This is a genomic window from uncultured Lactobacillus sp., from assembly GCF_902491705.1.
Classification (GTDB): Bacteria; Bacillota; Bacilli; order Lactobacillales; family Lactobacillaceae; genus Lactobacillus.
The window spans coordinates 42,005-61,357 of the sequence record NZ_CABUIW010000007.1 but is presented as its reverse complement, the minus strand read 5'-3'; the positions used below and the strand labels follow the sequence as shown (position 1 = coordinate 61,357).

At 35.7% G+C, this 19,353-nt stretch carries 18 protein-coding genes and 1 pseudogene; 5 read left to right on the top strand and 14 right to left on the bottom strand.

What is annotated here, in order from left to right:
* The 4 genes and pseudogenes from RDN22_RS02760 to rpsO form a co-directional block, all read right to left on the bottom strand.
* The coding region (locus RDN22_RS02760) for a GTP-binding protein (protein WP_308555678.1) at nucleotides 1–340 on the bottom strand (340 nt) is incomplete at its 3' end.
* 189 nt (nucleotides 341–529) lie between these two features.
* Nucleotides 530–1,352: pseudogene (locus tag RDN22_RS02755) on the bottom strand (tetratricopeptide repeat protein).
* 6 nt (nucleotides 1,353–1,358) lie between these two features.
* Entirely contained in the window at nucleotides 1,359–3,161 is a 1,803-nt protein-coding gene (locus RDN22_RS02750) for a ribonuclease J (RefSeq protein ID WP_308555676.1), read from the bottom strand.
* Between the two features lie 155 nt (nucleotides 3,162–3,316).
* Complete coding sequence (gene rpsO / locus RDN22_RS02745) at nucleotides 3,317–3,586, bottom strand: 30S ribosomal protein S15 (RefSeq protein WP_025014355.1); 270 nt, start codon at nucleotides 3,584–3,586, stop codon at nucleotides 3,317–3,319.
* Nucleotides 3,587–3,788: 202 nt separating this feature from the next.
* Between rpsO and rpsT the strand changes: the two genes are divergently transcribed.
* Nucleotides 3,789–4,046: a 30S ribosomal protein S20 gene (gene rpsT, locus RDN22_RS02740; RefSeq protein WP_308555674.1), complete on the top strand. Its 258-nt coding sequence runs from the start codon at nucleotides 3,789–3,791 to the stop codon at nucleotides 4,044–4,046.
* 62 nt (nucleotides 4,047–4,108) lie between these two features.
* Here rpsT and holA read toward each other — a convergent pair whose 3' ends face one another.
* The 9 genes from holA to typA form a co-directional block, all read right to left on the bottom strand.
* The gene (holA, locus tag RDN22_RS02735; protein ID WP_308555672.1) at nucleotides 4,109–5,095 is read right to left on the bottom strand and encodes a DNA polymerase III subunit delta; all 987 of its coding nucleotides are present in this window, start codon (nucleotides 5,093–5,095) and stop codon (nucleotides 4,109–4,111) included.
* Complete coding sequence (locus RDN22_RS02730) at nucleotides 5,092–7,377, bottom strand: DNA internalization-related competence protein ComEC/Rec2 (RefSeq protein ID WP_308555670.1); 2,286 nt, start codon at nucleotides 7,375–7,377, stop codon at nucleotides 5,092–5,094. The genes holA and RDN22_RS02730 overlap by 4 nt, the downstream gene beginning before the upstream one ends.
* On the bottom strand, nucleotides 7,346–8,026 hold the full coding sequence (locus RDN22_RS02725; protein WP_308555668.1) for a helix-hairpin-helix domain-containing protein: 681 nt from the start codon (nucleotides 8,024–8,026) through the stop codon (nucleotides 7,346–7,348). The genes RDN22_RS02730 and RDN22_RS02725 overlap by 32 nt, the downstream gene beginning before the upstream one ends.
* A 63-nt stretch (nucleotides 8,027–8,089) precedes the next feature.
* Nucleotides 8,090–9,127, bottom strand: a complete 1,038-nt coding sequence (locus RDN22_RS02720; protein ID WP_308555666.1) for a SepM family pheromone-processing serine protease — start codon at nucleotides 9,125–9,127, stop codon at nucleotides 8,090–8,092.
* On the bottom strand, nucleotides 9,111–9,605 hold the full coding sequence (gene coaD / locus RDN22_RS02715; protein ID WP_308555664.1) for a pantetheine-phosphate adenylyltransferase: 495 nt from the start codon (nucleotides 9,603–9,605) through the stop codon (nucleotides 9,111–9,113). The genes RDN22_RS02720 and coaD overlap by 17 nt, the downstream gene beginning before the upstream one ends.
* Complete coding sequence (gene rsmD, locus RDN22_RS02710) at nucleotides 9,605–10,156, bottom strand: 16S rRNA (guanine(966)-N(2))-methyltransferase RsmD (protein WP_308555662.1); 552 nt, start codon at nucleotides 10,154–10,156, stop codon at nucleotides 9,605–9,607. Before rsmD ends, coaD begins: the two co-directional genes overlap by 1 nt.
* Nucleotides 10,153–10,497 (bottom strand): YlbG family protein, encoded by a 345-nt coding sequence (locus tag RDN22_RS02705; RefSeq protein ID WP_308555660.1) that lies wholly within the window; start codon nucleotides 10,495–10,497, stop codon nucleotides 10,153–10,155. Before RDN22_RS02705 ends, rsmD begins: the two co-directional genes overlap by 4 nt.
* Complete coding sequence (locus RDN22_RS02700; RefSeq protein WP_308555658.1) at nucleotides 10,494–11,678, bottom strand: putative peptidoglycan glycosyltransferase FtsW; 1,185 nt, start codon at nucleotides 11,676–11,678, stop codon at nucleotides 10,494–10,496. The genes RDN22_RS02705 and RDN22_RS02700 overlap by 4 nt, the downstream gene beginning before the upstream one ends.
* A gap of 100 nt (nucleotides 11,679–11,778) precedes the next feature.
* Nucleotides 11,779–13,623, bottom strand: a complete 1,845-nt coding sequence (typA, locus tag RDN22_RS02695; RefSeq protein ID WP_308555656.1) for a translational GTPase TypA — start codon at nucleotides 13,621–13,623, stop codon at nucleotides 11,779–11,781.
* Between the two features lie 251 nt (nucleotides 13,624–13,874).
* Here typA and def point away from each other — a divergent pair, with 251 nt between their 5' ends.
* The 4 genes from def to RDN22_RS02675 all read left to right on the top strand — a co-directional run bounded on the left by def (nucleotide 13,875) and on the right by RDN22_RS02675 (nucleotide 17,681).
* A complete protein-coding gene (def, locus tag RDN22_RS02690) occupies nucleotides 13,875–14,429 on the top strand; it encodes a peptide deformylase (RefSeq protein WP_308555654.1) in 555 nt (184 codons plus the stop codon).
* A gap of 343 nt (nucleotides 14,430–14,772) precedes the next feature.
* Nucleotides 14,773–14,994 (top strand): DNA-dependent RNA polymerase subunit epsilon, encoded by a 222-nt coding sequence (locus RDN22_RS02685; protein WP_025005032.1) that lies wholly within the window; start codon nucleotides 14,773–14,775, stop codon nucleotides 14,992–14,994.
* Nucleotides 14,995–15,000: 6 nt separating this feature from the next.
* Complete coding sequence (gene rnjA / locus RDN22_RS02680; RefSeq protein ID WP_308555650.1) at nucleotides 15,001–16,680, top strand: ribonuclease J1; 1,680 nt, start codon at nucleotides 15,001–15,003, stop codon at nucleotides 16,678–16,680.
* A 53-nt stretch (nucleotides 16,681–16,733) separates the two neighbouring features.
* A complete protein-coding gene (locus tag RDN22_RS02675) occupies nucleotides 16,734–17,681 on the top strand; it encodes a diacylglycerol kinase family lipid kinase (protein ID WP_308555648.1) in 948 nt (315 codons plus the stop codon).
* A gap of 28 nt (nucleotides 17,682–17,709) precedes the next feature.
* Here RDN22_RS02675 and RDN22_RS02670 read toward each other — a convergent pair whose 3' ends face one another.
* The gene (locus RDN22_RS02670) at nucleotides 17,710–19,353 is read right to left on the bottom strand and encodes a nuclease-related domain-containing protein (protein ID WP_308555646.1); all 1,644 of its coding nucleotides are present in this window, start codon (nucleotides 19,351–19,353) and stop codon (nucleotides 17,710–17,712) included.

The window sequence follows — 19,353 nt, the reverse complement described above, 5'->3', positions numbered from 1 at the left end:
TAGGACCATCAGTTGCAGCAACAACTAAGATAGCACCATCCATTTGTGCAGCACCGGTAATCATGTTCTTGATGTAGTCGGCGTGGCCTGGAGCGTCCATGTGAGCGTAGTGACGATTTTCAGTTTCGTATTCTACGTGGGCGGTGTTAATAGTGATACCACGTTCCTTTTCTTCTGGTGCAGCATCGATTTGTGAGTAATCTTCAGCCTTAGCCAAACCCTTGTCAGCTAAAACAGTAGTAATAGCCGCAGTTAAAGTGGTCTTACCGTGGTCAACGTGACCGATAGTACCAATGTTTACGTGTGGCTTAGTTCTAACGTAATGTTCTTTTTCTGCCATTAAAATGACCCTCCTGTAAATTTGCAAGAAGTCCGTTGAGATAAGTTAACGGATAATTCTCTGTTGAATATTGTACTACTTTCTTCGGCAAATGCCTAGTAAAAAAGCTTAAGCGAACTTGCCTAACGAAAATATCCTTTGCTAATTATACTAAATAGTCGAAAAAAGTAAACCTTTTTTGCTTATTTTTTATTTTGGTAAATGCTGATATATCTTTTCAAATAATTTCTGATGATTTCGGCCATCTTTTGTTTGCAAATAAGATACCAAATCACTGGCAAAACTATCGGGTTCATCAACATATTTTTTTATTTCAGGATACAGACTGCCAACTACTAAGTTGGTTTCTCCAATCATCAAAGGCAATTGACTTGGATTATGTGCAAAGCGTGAGCCAATTGATGAAATTATTTCACGATATGCTGGTTCTTTTTCTAATAAAGGCGTATTAGCAGGAACAAATTCTTCTAAGTTACCTACTATCCAAACCTTGAATTCATCTTTTAGTCCCAAACGAACAAGATCTTCGCATAGCGCTAAACGCAAAGCAAAGTCCGGTGTTGGATCTAAAAGAACACTTTGAGCAAAAGTTTTAAAATTAATCAGATTTAATTTGTGTAAACTTTCAAAATCAGCTTGGTTAACCTGCTTTTTTTGCTTAAAGTTTTGCATAATACGCTGCTGCTTGTCCTCAGAAACCGGTTCAACATTAACTGGTAAATCCAATCCTGTAATATTTTTAAGCTGCAAAGCTTCTATTAAAAAATTGTTTTTCTGTAAAATTTTGCAATATGCTTGATAAACTCGCTGATCCGAAAAAAGATCAGGCTCTTCTTTAATTAAAGCATATGCCTGATCTTCTTGTTTATTAGCGCAATATAGCTCACAGAGCTGCAGAATCACATCTAACGCGAAGTGCTTCTTCTAGATTTTGAATAGCAGCATCTATGTCGCCTTTGCGTTTATTTTCTTCAGCAAGTTTCAATAAGTTTTGTTGACTAATTGATGTCATAGATCCTTATTTTTCCTTACTCTTAGTATTTTCGTTCTTTTTATTTGATTGTCTTTTAGAATTAGACTTTGACTTATTAGCAGCTGATTTGTTGTCATTTTGTGCTTTTTCATTGCGTTTTTGCATTGCACGATGACGGTTTTGGTTTACTTCCATAACAACTGGCAAAATCACTGGACGACGATTAGTTCTCTTGTATAAGAACTTCTCCAAATCGCTGCGGATGTCTTGCTTTAATTCAGTCCAGTCAAACTTCTTGTGTTCGAAATTGCTGTTAATTGCCTTTTTAATTACTTCAATTGAGTCGCTCATTAATTGACGGTTAGCTTTGATATAAACAAAACCACGACTAGTAACTTTAGGTTCAGCAATAATCTTTTTCTTCTTACGGTCAATAGTTACAACCGCAATAAAGATACCGTCGTCAGATAAGACTTCACGATCACGCAAAACAATATTGCCGACGTCACCAACACTTGAACCGTCAATCATAGTATCTTCACCTGGAACAGGATCAGAAAGATAGAAACGCTTCTTCTTGAAGTCGTAATCTAGACAATCACCATTCTTGGTAATGTAGATATCCTTTGGATTCATGCCAGCCTTAATAGCTAAGTCACGGACAATTTCAAGTAAACGGTATTCGCCGATTACAGGAATTAAGAACTTAGGCTTTAAAGTATCAATTAATAATTGAATATCACGGCCTGTAGCGTGACCACTAGTATGAATGTTGCGGCCAAGTTGAATTACAGTACCACCAGCTTTATAAACCAAATCACTAGTTTCAGCTACCATTGTTTCAACTGAATGAGATGGTGTAGTAGCGATAAAGACTAAATCGCCTTTATGAATGGTAATCATACTGTGGCGCTTTTTAGCCATCTTTTGCAAAGAATTTAATGGCTCACCCATTCGACCAGTTTCCAAGATAACAGTCTTGTCATCAGGAACAGTCTTCAAATCCTTAACGCGCATTAAAAGTCCATCTGGCACATCCAAATAGCCTAACTTCATAGAGGTTCTTACAATCTTAGCTAAATCACGACCAGTAAGTAATACTCTCTTGCCAGTAGCTTGAGCTGCATTTAAAACTTCTTGAACACGATTCAAGTTTGAAGCCTTAGCTGCAACAATAATTCTACCCTTAGCGTTTCTAAATACGTTAGTAACAAAGTTACCAATATCTTGTTCAGATGCATTAGGGAAAGAAGCTTCTGCGTTAGAAGAGTCACTTAAAAGTGCAAGTACACCCTTATGTTCAATTTCTGCCAAACGATCCATATCAGTGTGATAATTCTTAGCTGCAGTTGGATCAAACTTGAAGTCACCAGTATAAACGATTTCGCCTTCTGGAGTATGTACATCAATACCAAGTGAATCTGGAATTGAGTGCGTAGTATGGAAGAAAGAGATGCTTGCATTCTTAAAATCAATTTCAGTATCAGCATCAATTACGTGGAATAAACTATTCTTACGGTGCTTGTTCTCGCGTTGAACTTCAATCTTAGCAAGTTCAATACTTAATTGTGAACCAAATACTGGAATATCATACTTTCTCAAAATGTAAGGCAAAGCTCCGATTGAATCAGCATGTCCATGAGTTATAAAGATTCCTGCTACTCGATCCCCGTATTGTTCAAAGAAATCCATATCAGGAATTACGACATCGATACCAAATAAAGAACTATCAGGATACTTTAATCCGGCATCAAGAACAAAAATTTCATCATTAACTTGAACGGCAAACATGTCTTTTCCTTGTTCACGAACACCGCTCAAGATCATAATCTTAAGTTGATTAGCCATTATATTTCCTTTTCTATTTAAAATATTTAATTTTCTTATGGATCAATCGATCACAACGTAAAAATAATCTGTTTCAATTTTAGCATAAACAAGGAAAATATGACAGATACAAAAAAAGCCAGCCAAGCGGCTGACTCTCTCTATTATCGTTAAAATTAACGACGAAGACCTAACTTCTTGATTAATTCACGGTAACGGTTGATATCGTTATTTTCTAAGTAACGAAGCAAGTTACGACGGTGACCAATCTTCTTAAGCAAACCAACGTATGAGTGGTGGTCGTGCTTGTGGTTCTTCATGTGTTCAGTCAAGTTGTTGATGTCTGCAGTCAAAAGTGCAACTTGTACTTCTACTGAACCAGTGTCACCTTCGTGAGTTGCGTATTCTTTAATAATGTTGTCTTTTTCAGTCTTTGAAATAGCCATAATATATTTCACCTTTCATATAAATAATTGCCATTAACAACGTCTATCGTCGGCGTGAGCAAATAAACAGCGTTAATGGTTCACAACAAAAAATATGATACACATTATTTTTTCAAAAAGCAAGCATAAATTACCTTGCATCCAAGATACTTCTTAAGTATAATGTATGAAGTAAATTTCTAAATCATTGGAGGTGAATTTCATGCCACAAATCAAATCAGCTATTAAACGTGTTAAGACGCAAAACGCTGCTAGAGAACGTAACGCTTCTGAATTAAGCAAGTTAAGAACTGCTGTTAAGAAGTTTAAGAACGCTATTGAAACTGATAGTAAAGAAGACGTCTCCAAATTGCATTTAGAAGCTGTTCGCGCTTTGGACAAGGCTGCTTCAAAAGGCTTAATCCACAAGAACAAGGCTGCTCGTGACAAGAGTCGTTTAAACAAATTAGCAAACAAGTAATTAAATACTTATTACTAATCCAAAAAAGAGAGAAGATTTCGATCTTCTCTCTTTTTTTATTTTTATACATTTAAGACGAATAACTTCAGGAAATTATCTTCATGATAAGTCCCATTTTTATAATTAAATTCTAGTTCAATTGCATCCCGCAATAATTTTTCTAATTTAACAATCTTCAATCTATTTTTTAAAGCTAACTTTACTCGGTATGGGTGCACGCCAAGCTCTTTAACTATTTGCGGTTCACTACGACCTCTTTGAGCTAAAATTTTAACCACTAGCAATAATTCTAACTGATTTTCAAATACGGCAAGTAATTGAATTGGAGAAGTCCCTTCTCTTAATTGATTCTCTAATCGCTCAATCGCTTCTTGATAATTGTGATTCAAAGCCGATTCCAAGATAGCAAAAATATTTTGTGCAAGTGATAAGTCAACATTTTGCATGACAGATTTTTCTGTAATCTTGTTGTCGACCGCCGCCATCTTCAATTTTTGATAATTGCTTAAAACGGTATCCATCACTTGGTCGCTACGTTCAATTAATAACTGCAGCGCAGATTGCGTAATTGTGTAGCCTTCCGCTTTAATGAGTGCCTTAGTAATGGCTCCTACTTCATAAGAACGAATTTTAGGCTCCACTACATTAAATTGTTTTAAAACAGTTTTAGTGAGTTTTTTACGTCGATCAAGCTTTTCATATGAAGCTACAATCACAATTACATCTTCTAGATCCGACAAATTTTCAAAGATCTTCACTAAATCATTAATTTGCTTTTGATATTTTTTAGGTACCTTAGCTGTCAAAAAGAATGGATTTTTAACCATAATTAGCTTTTGTTCACTAAACAAACTAGATTCAGTTAAGCTAGCAATTAACTCATCCAAGCCATCCGTTTCGCAATCAACAATTACATGTTCAAGGTCTTTAAACTGATCCTCTTTTGCATAAGACTTAGCGAGATAATCATTAACAAAATCATCTTCACTCCAAATTAAAGTGTGCGGATTATTATTATTTGTATTTTTAAATAAAGAAAGTAAGGTCATTTTTTACCCCGCTTCAAAAAGTAATTAAATTCTGGTTCTTTCATTCCACCATAATACCAGCTAATCATACCACAGTCTTGAGTTGAAACCCATGGGATTTGTTGACTGGCTAACGTCATCAGCGTCTCTTGATGTGGGTGACCAAAGCGATTATTTCGTCCGGCTGAAATAAAGACCATCTTAGGTTGAATGGCTTTTAAAAATTCTGGTTTAGAAGACGTTTTACTGCCGTGGTGTCCTAATTTGAAATAATCTACTTTTAAAGCTGTTTTCTGCATTATTTCACTCTCTCCTTCTTGTCCTAAGTCTCCAGTAAATAGCCAATTTCTATTTGCTAGCCTAAAAAATAAACTCAATGAGTCTTCATTTTTACCTTTTCCTGGCTGATATGGATAAACAACATTAAAAGTAATCTGTGGTTCTTTTACCTGCATCCCCGCCAATAATTCTACTAATTCAGTATGCTTAATTCTGCCATCAATTCTCTTTTGAAAAGACGGATTTTTAATCAAGCCTTGTGCCATAAACAACTTTTTTACCCTAACCTGCTCTAACAGTGGTCCTAAATCTCCCACATGGTCAGCATCTTGGTGAGAAACAAAAACACCATCCAAGGTATTAATCCCCTGACTTTTTAAAAAAGGGATCGTAATTCGATTAATCTGCGGCGTGATTTTTTTACCACTAAAATTAAGCTTGCCGCCTGTATCAATTAAATAAGCTTTGCGCGGAAACGGTGTAGTAATTAAAATACTGTCACCTTGTCCTACATCAATAAACGTTACTTGGCCGCGCAATGGAAAATGGATCATGCTAAAGAAAACAGCGTACAAAACGCATAAAATTGCACCAATTTTTTTAGCGTTAAAATTCCATTCTGGCTTTTCTCTTAACGCAATAATTAAATAGGCCATGACAATCAATAAAAGTAAGCATTGCCACCAGTTAATCTGTCCAAAATCAAGTAAGCCTAATTTAGTTTTAGAAAGTCTCCCTATAAGCTGTTCCCCTAATTCTAAAATTCTTTCAAAAACTGGTGCCAGCTTTTGCGTAAAACCAAAAGTCAACGCGTTAATAAAAGCTAGTGGCATTACAACCCAATTAAAATATGGCACAACCAGCATATTGAATAGCACTGTTAAAAAATTGACTTGATAGAAAAATAAAAGTAAAAGCGGAGTTAATAGTAAATTAAGTAAAATTGACTGCTTTATTCCACTAAAAGAATCGGTTAATTGCAACCCTAAAGCTAATATGTAGCTTAGCAGTGCTCCTGCAGCCATAAATAGTCGCGGGACACACAGCATATGAATGACACACGTTAATCCTAATAAATCAACTGGTGCAAGATGATAGCCCTTATATTTACAAATTTTGCCTAAAGCATAAGTTAAGCTCGCCCGCACAAATCCTGCTTGCCCATTGCTTAAGAAAATTCCTAATAGCAAAATCAACGCACAAAATAAAAACGTTTCTTCATCCGTCATTTTTAGGCTGTAGCATAGAGTACTAATAATTAATACATATATTCCAACGTGCAAACCCGAAATGCTTAGCAAGTGAATTACCCCTAAATCACGATAATTAGTTAAAACTTCTTGATTTTCTTGTGCATTATTTTCACCCAAAATTAGTTCACTAGCAAAAAAGCCTAACAACTGCGGCATCTTATTAAAATATTCTTGTAACTGGTACCGTAATTGATGCAGTTTTCCAATTAAATCAGGTTTAACACTGATCATTTGCATATTAGTAAATTTAACTCGCTGAAATATCTTTTTAGCCGCGTAATAATTTTGATAATTAAATTCACCAATATTGGTCGCTGGTTCAATCGGTTCGCATTTACCATCGATATCACTCATGATAATCGGTTGTCCGCTTTTTAAGATTTTTTTCTGCTCATCAGCAATTTTACCGGCAATTAAAATTTCCCTATCTTTAAAATGACCAATTCCTGATAAAAAATTATCTTTAACACGGACTTGATCAGGATATATTTTGATATGAGTCTGCTTAGTTAATTCAAAATTAGCTACTCTCTTATCCAAAAACACAGCACTTGCAAATAAAAGAAGTACTAAAGCAATAACTTGACCATTTGCACGATATTTTTTGACCAACAAAAATAAAAAATAGACACTAAAAAGAATACAAACGAGTTTCTGAAAAATTGAATCACTTACAAATATCCAAAAAGATAGAGCGACCAGCAATAAGGCTACAATCAAATAAAGCCCAGCATCATTTTTAAATAGCCAATTGGTCTTTGAGACTTGCAAATGTTTTTTCTCCTATTCCAGATACCTGCATTAAATCTTCTATCTTTTTAAAAGAACCTTTTTGCTCGCGATAAGCAATGATCTGTTCTGCCTTCTTTTCACCAATTCCATTCAATTTTTGTAAATCAGCCGCACTAGCCGTATTTAAGTTGACTTTTTCACCATTTTCTTTTTGCGCTGAACTTGATTCACCACTGGCAGAAGTTGCTTGGCTTCCAGCACCAACTGTTGCGGCATTTTCCACTTTTTCACCTTTATATGGAATATGAATCTTATCTTGATCCTTTAATAAAACCGCACGATTAATTGCCTTCAATTGAGCTCTGCTCGTTGTTCCTCCTGCTGCTTCAATTAGCTCCTGCAGTCTTGCACCATTCTTCAGAGTATAAACACCTTCATGCTTTACTGCTCCAGAAATATCACAGGTTACAGTTTTAGATTTGCTAGAAGCTGAACCACTCGTCATATTTTCCATCGATCCACTTGATGAAGAACTGTTTTTTTGCATCAACTGAGCATTCTCTATTTCACTATTCTTTTCTTGATTATCACCTTTTCTAAAATAAAAAAAGCCCAATAATAAAATTCCGGCTGCAATCAAATACACTTTCTTTTCAATTGCAAATTCCTTTATTTTTTCAAAATTCATATTATTCACCTCTACTATTTATTACGCAAAAAAAGCCCAGAATTTTTTCTGGACTTTTATTTTTTAGTTATAATGCTTTTTTAAATAGTTGAGTGCGTCATCAAAATTGTCAACTGGGACAATCTTCATCTTAGTATGAATTTTCTTAGCAGTTCGTTTAGCTACTGCATAGTTAGTTTGACTCTTCTTAACTTCAGTCGAATCAGTTGGTGCAAAGAAGACCTCTGCTCCTTCTCGACTAGCTGCAACCACTTTTTTATCAACTCCGCCGATAATCCCGACTTTACCATTTGGCGCAATTGTTCCTGTACCGGCAATTTTATGACCATGGCTTAGGTTCTGCTTAGTAAAGACTTCATAGCTTTCTAGCGTAAACATCAAGCCTGCAGAAGGTCCGCCTATCTCACCAGCATTAATTGATAATTTAGGCTTAGTTTTGACTTCCACATGTTCTACTAACTGAATGCCAATACCTGGCTTGTTAGTGCCTTTAACCTTAACAATTTTACCAGTAAACTGTTTCTTCTCTTTGCCTCTTAAAACAGAAATCTTTACTCGGCTGCCTATCTTCTGCTTACGCAAATATGACATCATTTCTTCTGTTGAATGGAAGCGATGACCATTAGCGCCTAAAACCGTGTCGCCAATTTGGAGCTTCTTTTTAAAGCTAGAGCCCTTTTGAACTTCCATGACATAAACGCCAAGATATTTTAAGCTGTGTTTTTTACCAGCTTTTTTAGCCGCATAATAAATAGCGTTTTGCTGGCTAGTTTCCATGTACCAATTCTGTAATTCATTGTATTGAGCATTTGTTTGGCCACCCAATAATTCCTTACTAGGTACACGATCATTATATGGTCTGGTATAGCTCCACAAATATTGCAAAATCGAAGCTGGTCTACTTGTGATACTTACAGTTACCAAATAGAGATTATTAGGCTTTTTATTCTTTGATTTAATAAATTGCCCTACAGGAACCGCCTCACCAGGTGATTCAATATAATAATCAGTTGGCCAAAATGCCAAAAACGCAACTGCTACTACTGCAATAATTGCAATGAGCCAATTGCGTAATCGTTTTGATTTATTTTGTTTCTTCATGATTTAGTTTCTCTCTCAATGCTTTAGCAGCTTTTTCTGGCAAAAATTGCTGTACATCTTGGTCAAATCTAGCCAATTCTTTAATCATACTTGAAGCAACAAAAGAATTTTCTGGACTGCTAAACAATAAAACTGTATTAATATCAGGAGCTAGTCTTTTATTAATGCCCGCAATCTGTTGTTCATAAAGAAAATCTTCACTATTGCGTACACCGCGAACCATAACTTTAGCATGTAATTCGTGAGCTAAGTCAGTTGTTAACATGTCCGGCTTTTCTAAGACTTCAATATTAGATACATCCTTCAATGCATCCCTAATAAAATCAGCCCGCTCCTCTGCAGTAAATAAATAATGCTTAGATGTATTCGTCATCGCCACAACATATACTTTGTCGAAGATTTCTGCAGCTTTTTTAGCAGTTTCGACATGACCATTAGTAATCGGATCAAAGCTCCCTGGAAAAAGTGCGATAGTCATTATTTATCCTTTCGATAAATTCTCACGATAGTCTTGCCTAAACGATGCTCTTTAACTAAAGAGAAGCCTGCAATTGAGCCTAATTCAGTATGATCATCAGTTTCTGCAACAATAGTTGCACCATCATTTAATAAGCCTAATTCATCCATCTTTTGCATATCTTTAGCTATTTTTTCTTTAGCATAAGGTGGATCCAAAAATACTAAATCAAACCTTTGTCCATTTTCCTCAAAAAGTTTGAGTGCGGCTGAGCTGCGCATGTTATAGACTTCAAAACGGTCTTCTTCTTTGGTAAGAGCTACATTTTTCTTAATAATTGAACATGCAGCATGGTTAATATCTACCAAACTAGCATGATCATATCCTCTTGATACAGCTTCAATTCCTAAAGCACCACTACCTGCATATAAATCAAGGACATAGCCACCGTTAAAAAATTGGCCAAGTGAATTAAACAAGGATTCTTTTACTTTATCGCTAGTTGGCCGAGTACGATTACTTTTTAAAGTAAATAAATTTCTTTTAGCATACTTTCCTGAAATAATTCTCATTGTATCTGATCCTCATTTTTCTCTTGTTCTAATTGCAATTTTTCTTCAGCTTCTTTTGCCATATCAGCTATTTGCTTTTCAATATGTTCACTATTTAAATCAACTTGATCTTCAGCTGATATTTCTACATAAGTAACAAAATCAAGACTAGCAATTTCTCTTTGAATTTCTTTAGCATCTCTGCGACTAACATAGAGCACGCAATATTTCATCTTTTTAGAGAAATAAACTATATCTCCATAGCGACGCAATTTGTATTGATCACTTACTGATTTTAAATAAATAATCAGTGCAACGCGTTTAATTAAATGCGTACCTTCGATTTCTTTATTTATACTCATGCGATCGTTTCATCCTTTTCTTGTAACATTTTTTCGTTTGCGGAAACATTTAAGACTAAGCCAACTGCTGCAGTTAACACAATCATTGATGAACCACCATATGAAATAAACGGCAGCGTAACACCGGTAATTGGCAATAGACCTAACACAGCACCGATATTGAATAAAGCTTCTGTAAAAATAATTGTAGCAACACCGAAACAAATTAAAGCTTCAAACTGTGAAGCAGCTTTAATACCAACTTCCATGATTTCCCACATCATGTAGAATAAGAGACCTACTAAAAGAATGGTAAGAATAACACCAACTTCTTCAGCAGTAATCGACAAAATAAAGTCAGTATAAGGTTCTGGCAAATAGCCACGCTTTTGCATACTATTTCCTAGTCCAACACCAAATAATCCACCGTTGTGAATTGCGTAATATGAGTTAACTAGCTGGGCCCCACCTTTTCTTTCAAGTTGGAAGGGATGCAAAAATGACATTAGTCGCTGAAATTGATAGCTTTCTTGCAAAAACTTAGGATTCCAGGCAACCACAATTATAAAGACTACTGCCACTAAAGCAGCAATACCAACTAACCAGGTTACAGCCAATCTAACCGGCACACCTGATACTGAGAACATGACCAAGGTAATCATGAATAAAATAGCTGTACCACCAAAGTCAGGTTCCACAATAACTAAGCACATTAAAAATGCTGACAATATTGCTGGATGAGAAAGATTAGCCTTAATTTTGCCTTTAACAAACTTCCCATCTCTTCGGTCCAGAACATAAGCCAAATAGATAACCAAAGCTAATTTTGTTACTTCCAGTGGCTGCAAATTAATGAACCCCAAGTTGATCCAACCCACGGCACCATTAACTTCTGCGGAACTAACATGAGCAAACTTCAATATAACCAGCCAAAAAAGCATCAAAATACAAATTATTAAAAAGCCTGCTACAAATTTAGGATTTTTAATTACTTTTAGCTTCACCGCAAAAAATGGAATACCAAAGCAAAAAAATGCCACTGCAGCATAAATCGCTTGTCTTATTCCATAAACATCTGGCTTAAAACCATTAACTAATAAAATATCAGAACTAGCTGAATATACCAAAATTATTCCAATTACTACCAAAATCAGGTAAGGAATAAAGATTCGGTAATTAAGATAATTTAATTTTCGACGCACGAGCGTTGCCCCTTTATGTGAAATAATACTTTTTCATTATAAAACAAAAAAGCCATTGCTTCTATTAAGCAATGACTTTTTAGTAATTATGTAAAAATAATTATTTAGCACGGTTACGCTTCTTGTCAGCCTTTTGACGTTCTGAAGTGTTCAAGATCTTCTTACGTAAACGAATTGATTCTGGAGTTACTTCACAGTATTCATCATCGTTCAAGAATTCAATAGCTTCTTCAAGAGTCAAAGTCTTTGGTGTCTTAATTGCAGCAGCGTGGTCCTTACCAGCAGCACGGGTGTTAGTTAAGTTCTTACCCTTAGTTACGTTAACTGCGATATCACGTTCACGACTTGATTGACCAACAATCATACCTTCGTAAACTTCAACACCAGCACCGATGAATAATTCACCACGTTGTTCAACTGATTGAAGTGAGTAAGTAGTTGATTGACCTTGGTTAATTGATACCAAAGCACCGTTACGACGGCCTGGGTTCCAGTTCTTAACAACTGGCTTGTAAGCTGCAAAGGTGTGGTTCATAATACCGTAACCACCAGTTTGTGACATGAATTCGTTGTTGTAACCAATCAAACCACGTGATGGAACTAAGAATTCAAGACGAGTTTGGCCGTTACCAGTTGATTCCATGTTTTGCATTTCACCTTTTCTTTGTGAAAGGGAGTCAATAACTGAGCCAACGTATTCGTCTGGAGTATCAACTTGAACAGATTCAAATGGTTCACACATAGTACCATCAATTTCACGGTAAATAACCTTAGGACGTGAAAGTTGTAATTCGAAACCTTCACGACGAAGTTCTTCAACCAAAATTGAAAGGTGAAGTTCACCACGACCTGAAACAGTCCAAGCGTTTAATTGATCAGTAGGTTCAACCTTCAAAGAAACATCAGTACGAGTTTGACGAATCAAACGGTCTTCAAGTTTCTTAGGAGTTACTTGGTCACCTTCACGACCAGCAAATGGTGAGTCGTTAGCAACAAAGTCCATTTGAAGTGTTGGTGGATCGATCTTAAGAAGTGGTAATGCTTCTGGATGATCTGCTGAAGCAATAGTTTCACCAACGTAAATATCATTAATACCACTGATGGCAACGATATCGCCGGCCTTAGCTTCCTTAATTTCGTTACGCTTCAAACCAAAGTAACCAAATAACTTGGTAACGCGGAAGTTTTGAGTTGAACCATCACGCTTCATAACAGTGATGTTGTCGCCAACCTTAACCTTACCACGGTAAATTCTACCTACACCAATACGACCAACGTAGTCATCCCAATCAAGCATAGTGATTTGGAATTGAAGTGGTTCATCTGAGTTGTCGATTGGAGCAGGAATATTCTTAATAATGGTATCAAAGATAGGATCCATAGTTTCCTTTTGAGTACTTGGATCTGGATCATATGATGAAGTACCATTCAAAGCTGATGCGTAAACAACTGGGAAGTCAAGTTGTTCATCGTTAGCACCTAATTCAATGAAGAGTTCAAGTACGTCATCCAAAACTTTCTTAGGACGAGCGCCTGGACGATCAATCTTGTTCAAAACAACAATTGGCTTTACACCAGCTTCTAAGGCCTTTTTCAATACGAAACGAGTTTGTGGCATTGGGCCTTCGTAAGCATCAACCAAAAGTAATGCTCCGTCTACCATGTGCATAACACGTTCTACTTCACCACCGAAGTCAGCGTGTCCTGGTGTATCCAAGATATTAATAGTAGTATCCTTGTAACGAACAGCAGTGTTCTTTGACAAAATAGTAATACCACGTTCACGTTCAATGGCGTTTGAGTCCATAGCACGATCTTCCAGATTCATGTGTTCTGGCAAAGTATCGGATTGCTTCAATAATTGGTTAACCAAAGTAGTTTTACCGTGGTCAACGTGGGCAATAATAGCGATATTTCTAAGATCGTCTCTTCTTTTTTCTGACAAAAGTATTCCTCCCCACTCTTCAATAAAAAAACTGTGACTAGGCCACAGTTTCGGTAACGCTTCTGCGCTTTATCGAAGTGCTTCTTTTTAGATCTGTATAGTTACGTTAGTGAATTTTACCACCTAACTGCACGCGGGTCAACGCTTAACAATCAGTTAACTTTTGATTTATTTTATCTTAAACCAAGCAAAATCCTTTAAATTATGGTAAAAATATAGTTAGATCTAATTTTTATAAAGGAGTAATTATTTTGATTTTAATGAAAGATATCGTGCGCGACGGCGATCCTGTATTGCGCAAAGTTGCTAAGCCACTTACATTTCCACTTAGCGATCATTACAAAAAATTAGCAGACGATATGATGGAATACTTAATCAACTCACAAGATCCTAAGATTGCTGAAAAACATCAACTTAGAGCAGGTGTTGGTTTGGCAGCTCCTCAAGTTGGCGAAAGCGTACAAATGGCTGCCCTTTTAGTTCCTGATGATCAAGGCAAAATTATTTTTAAAGAAGTTTACGTTAACCCTGAAATCATTTCTGAATCAGTTCGCCAAGCATGTTTAAGTGAAGGCGAAGGCTGCTTGAGTGTTGATGAAGTAATTAATGGTTATGTACCTCGTCCAGATAAGTTGACTATTCACTACTACACTGTTGATGGTGAAGAAAAGACTATTCGTTTAAAGGATTATCCAGCTATCGTATCTTCTCACGAAATCGACCACTTAAATGGTCACTTGTTCTACGACAGAATTAACAGACAAAATCCATACGACCTTAAAGAAGATACAGTAGTAATTTCTTAATTGTTATTTAAACAAAAATAAAGCCTGCATTTGCAGGCTTTTTTAATACAAAAAAACCACTGGGCGACTAAACCAGTGGCTCATACATTGGGAATTAAGAAGATTGAAGAGACTTCTTATAGCGAGTAAATGAGTTTATTAATCATTCACTACAAGTTCATGGTACAACCTATGTTATTTTACGTCAATATTATTACTAAAAAAATCAACAAAAATTTCCAATGCAAAATCGATTCAAACATATTTATATACTTACTTTTATAAATATGATAAAATTTTTATTAGCTATTGAGTATTTTCACTCAAAATTGAACGTTTATACATTAATTAAGGAGAATCATTTATGATTTACAAAGTTTTGTATCAAAAAGACAAGATTGTCAATCCTCGTAGAGAAACTACACAAACTCTTTACATGGAGGCTGACAACATGGTCGAAGCAAGAAGTACGGTTGAGGACAATACCCCCTACAACATTGAACTCATCCAAGAATTAACAGGTAATTCTTTAGCTTACGAAAAAGAACATGCCGACTTTAAGTTGACAACGTTCGACAAGAAGTAATAAAGAGTGCGAATTAAAAATAATGAAGTAGCCGTTTATGCAATCGGGGGTTTGCATGAAATTGGCAAAAATATGTATTGTGTGCAGTACCAAGATGAAATTATCATCATGGACTGTGGTATTAAATTCCCCGAAGATGATTTATTAGGTATCAACTACGTAATTTCAGATTACTCTTACCTAATTAAGAATCGTAAGAAAATCAAGGCTCTTGTAGTCAGTCACGGACACGAAGACCACATTGGTGGTATTCCTTTCTTACTAGAAAAGATCCCTGAAATTCCAGTTTATGCAACACCATTTGCCTTATCTTTAATCAGAGGTAAATTGGAAGATCACGGAATTTTAAAGACGACTGAATTACACGAAGAACACGAGGATACTGTTTTAAAGTTTAAGAAACTTTCTGTTTCATTCTTTAGAACTACCCACTCAATTCCTGATACATTGGGAATTGCTGTTCACACACCACTTGGTGCTGTTGTCTTCACAGGTGACTTCAAGTTTGACTTGACTCCTGTAATGAATCAACCAGCTCCAGATTTTCAAAAGATGGCTAAATTAGGCAATGAAGGTGTGCTTGCTCTTCTTTCAGACTCAACTAACGCTGAAGTTACTCAATTTACTAAGTCTGAAAGATTCGTTGCACAATCACTCCATAATATCATTACAGGTATTCATGGTAGAATCATCTTTGCTACTTTTGCATCTAACCTTTATCGTGTATCTACTGCAATTCAAGCGGCTATCGATACTGGTAGAAAAGTTGCTATCTTCGGGCGAAGCATGGAAAATGGTGTCGACAATGGTATTGATTTAGGTTACTTGCATGTGCCTAAAGATTTAATTGTTGATGCTGAAGAAATCAATAAGTTGCCACCTGATAAAGTGATGATTTTATGTACCGGTTCACAAGGTGAACCACTAGCTGCTTTATCTAGAATTGCTAATGGTACACACAGACAAATCACTTTACAACCTGGCGATACAGTAATCTTCTCTTCTAACCCAATTCCAGGTAATACATTGAGCGTTAACCACTTAATTAATAAATTAATGGAAGGCGGAGCTAATGTAATTCACGGACGTGTTAACAACGTCCACACTTCTGGACACGGTGGTCAAGAAGAGCTTAAGATGATGGTTCGTTTAACCAAGCCTAAGTATATGATTCCTGTTCACGGTGAATACAGAATGCAGGTTATTCACACCAAACTTGCTCAAGAAGCAGGTGTTCCTGCAGAAAACACATTCGTTTTATCTAACGGTGAAGTTGTATGCTTTGGTCCAAATGGCGCAAGACTTGCTGGACGCATCCCTGCCGGTGATGTTTATGTTGATACATCCGGTACAGCAGATGTTGGCAATGTTGTAGTTCACGACCGTCAAATCCTTTCAGAAGAAGGATTAGTTGTAGCAGTTGCTACAGTCGACTACAAGCATAAGCGTGTTCTTGCTGGACCTGACATTTTAAGTCGTGGATTCGTTTATATGAGAGAAGCAACTGAATTAATTAGTCAGGCTCAAAAGCATGTCTACCATGTTCTTAGAAATGAAATGGCAAAATCAGATAAGCCTAAGGAAAGTGAAATCAAGAAAGCAATTACCGAAAACCTATCTGACTTCCTCTACTCTAAGACTGAAAGACGTCCAATGATTTTACCAATCATCATTGAAAAGAAATAGATAATAACGAGGCTCCTTCGGGAGTCTTTTATTTTAGAACTACAGAATTAATTATGAGCAAACAAATAAGGGTACATTTATTAGTCAACGAAACAGCTGGAAATGGCAATGCTAAAAAAGCTAATGCAGCAATGCAGCATGTATTAAATGAATCAAATATTTCATTTACCTGCCAAAAAAGCCGCTTTCCTAAAGAATTAACTACTTTGGCTAAAAATTATGCGAATACTAACCCAACTAAAAATGACATTTTAATTGTAATAGGCGGAGATGGCTCGTTTAACGAAGTATTAAACGGTATAAAAACATCAAACTATCCTGAGACTCCTATTACTTATTTGCCTGCTGGTACTGGTAACGATTTTGCTCGCGGTGCAGGTCTAACAGCTGATCCTCGAGAATTAATTCATAATCTACTTAATGATCCAGAACCAGAACAAGTAGACTGCGGCTACTTTTCTTCTAACATACCAGAAGAAAAGACTGGTTATTTCGTTAACAATTTTGGGATCGGTTTTGACGCATTCATAGTTTATCAAAGCAACCATGAGCAACTAAAAGAAAAGTTAAATCAGCTTAATTTAGGCAACTTCATTTATGGCTTGAATGTCATCAAGGCATTAGCTAAACAAGATACATTTGCCGTAACTGTTAAAACTAAAGATCAAACTTTACGTTATGGTGACGCCTATTTTGTTACCACTACTAATCACCCATATTTTGGTGGTGGCTTTGCGATTTTACCTAAAGCCGACGTTTATAGTCATCATTTAGATACGGTCATCGTTGAAAAGCCTAGTTTAAGTAAATTTATCTTTTTATTCAGTAAATTGCTAAAAGATGGCTCACACGTAAATGCGCCACAATTCCATTATGTTGAAGCTAAAGAAATTCAAGTTGAGACTAGAAAACCTGAGTTTGCTCAAATTGATGGTGAAGACGTCAATAAACAAAGTTTTAAAGTAAAATTTAAAATTGATCACTTTAATCTGCTAAAGTAAAAAACCAGAGAAAAAAATCCTCTGGTTTTTATATTTCATCCAAGATTTCTTTATCTACCTGATGCTTAGAATGATAAGTTTCCACATCAGCAAAATTGCTAACTTGATTATAAAACTTTTTCCAATAACTATATTGCTGATATAGCTGTCTCCACTCACGTGCACCAGCTAAATAATCTGCTAATAAGTTATTGATATGCTCTATATGTTTAATTACCTGGTTAGCATGATAAAGCTGTTCATCCACTATTTTTTCGTCTAAATTCAAGTCATCTTCAAATAATAATACATTTTCACTAAAAGTATTCTCTTCTTCTAAGGCTTTATTATTTGCCATCTCTTCGCCTATCGCGGATATTTCTTCGGGTTGCAGACCAATATTATTCTGAGCTTTAACTAAGATAGATTGAATATCATCTAATTGACAAACCTCAATTCCTACTCTTTGATACCGTTCAGTCTTATCTAGTTTAACATCGTTTTCGTTACGACTAACTACCACAACGATGTTGCGAATCAATTGATCTATACTGGGAATCCTTTTTAAAAGATTAATAATGACAGGATTGTTGCTCTTTTCTAAGACATACTTGATACTTTCCTTGTGCTTAGCCACTTGATCAGCTATTTCACTATAATCTTTGAGCATATCATAAGAATTATTCTTACTTGTCCGAGCCTTAGTTTCAAAACAAAAAATACCGCTAGATGCGATTACCAAATGATCAATTTGATTATTACCCAGCTTAGTTTTCTTTCCATACGGATATGGCAAAATTAAGTTATGAATCAGTACTTTACCAAATTGAACCTCTTTAATCTTCTTATTCACTAATTCTTCTGCAGCCATTCCGGCAAGAAGATTACTAGCATGACGCAAATCATGTTCAGATAATACATCCATAGTATGCAAATGCTTAATTTCTCCTAAATGCAGATCAGACATTCTTTTTTGAAAGTTCTCAACGTTTTTGTTATATGTCTTAAATCCTGAATTAATTGCACTAACTCGCAACACATTTCGTGGCTGTAGTGCCCTTCTTATATCTCTTTTTTTAGTAAAATCTAACTTCTCTGCCTTTTCAATCGAATGAACAGATTCCGTATCAGTAATTTTATCACGCTTTACCCACTCTTTTTGATAATAAGCATGGTTTTCAAGTTCGTTAGCATACTGCTTCATATCGTTTTCAAGTGGCATAACTTCTGCTTTTTTCTCTTGCACCATAGATCGATAGTATTGCAATTTAGTTTTTATCTGTAAAAAATTTGCGATCCGGCGTTTCCCATTTTGATAAAATTCGCTTTTTTCATCATTCTCGTTCCAAACAGTCTTCCTAAAATAATGACCATCTGTAACACCAAACTCAATAAATTCCGCAATTGTTCGATCCAAATTATATTTAATTAAAAATAGGCAATGACCATTACGATCAAAGATTCTTCGTTTAATATATCCAGGTCGTACAAATTCAACAATCTGAAAAGTTAGGCCGCGCTTATTTGGAAAACGATATGGCAACTGTTTCCCTGCTATTTTTTCTAATTTATTAAGTTCCTCTTTATCCGTATCACTGAGTTCTACTTTTTTTATTTTACTTTTGTTTTTTATTGACCGAAAAAAACAATAGGTAATTATACCTACTGTAAGCGTAATAATTGTAATATCCAT

What these genes read in the sequence shown, in the direction of transcription:
- RDN22_RS02750 (WP_308555676.1), bottom strand. Translation starts at nt 3,161, where the DNA reads ATGGCTAATCAACTTAAGATTATGATCTTGAGCGGTGTTCGTGAACAA.
- rpsO (WP_025014355.1), bottom strand. Translation starts at nt 3,586, where the DNA reads ATGGCTATTTCAAAGACTGAAAAAGACAACATTATTAAAGAATACGCA.
- rpsT (WP_308555674.1), top strand. Translation starts at nt 3,789, where the DNA reads ATGCCACAAATCAAATCAGCTATTAAACGTGTTAAGACGCAAAACGCT.
- holA (WP_308555672.1), bottom strand. Translation starts at nt 5,095, where the DNA reads ATGACCTTACTTTCTTTATTTAAAAATACAAATAATAATAATCCGCAC.
- RDN22_RS02725 (WP_308555668.1), bottom strand. Translation starts at nt 8,026, where the DNA reads ATGAATTTTGAAAAAATAAAGGAATTTGCAATTGAAAAGAAAGTGTAT.
- RDN22_RS02720 (WP_308555666.1), bottom strand. Translation starts at nt 9,127, where the DNA reads ATGAAGAAACAAAATAAATCAAAACGATTACGCAATTGGCTCATTGCA.
- coaD (WP_308555664.1), bottom strand. Translation starts at nt 9,605, where the DNA reads ATGACTATCGCACTTTTTCCAGGGAGCTTTGATCCGATTACTAATGGT.
- rsmD (WP_308555662.1), bottom strand. Translation starts at nt 10,156, where the DNA reads ATGAGAATTATTTCAGGAAAGTATGCTAAAAGAAATTTATTTACTTTA.
- RDN22_RS02705 (WP_308555660.1), bottom strand. Translation starts at nt 10,497, where the DNA reads ATGAGTATAAATAAAGAAATCGAAGGTACGCATTTAATTAAACGCGTT.
- RDN22_RS02685 (WP_025005032.1), top strand. Translation starts at nt 14,773, where the DNA reads ATGATTTACAAAGTTTTGTATCAAAAAGACAAGATTGTCAATCCTCGT.
- RDN22_RS02675 (WP_308555648.1), top strand. Translation starts at nt 16,734, where the DNA reads ATGAGCAAACAAATAAGGGTACATTTATTAGTCAACGAAACAGCTGGA.
- RDN22_RS02670 (WP_308555646.1), bottom strand. Translation starts at nt 19,353, where the DNA reads ATGGATATTACAATTATTACGCTTACAGTAGGTATAATTACCTATTGT.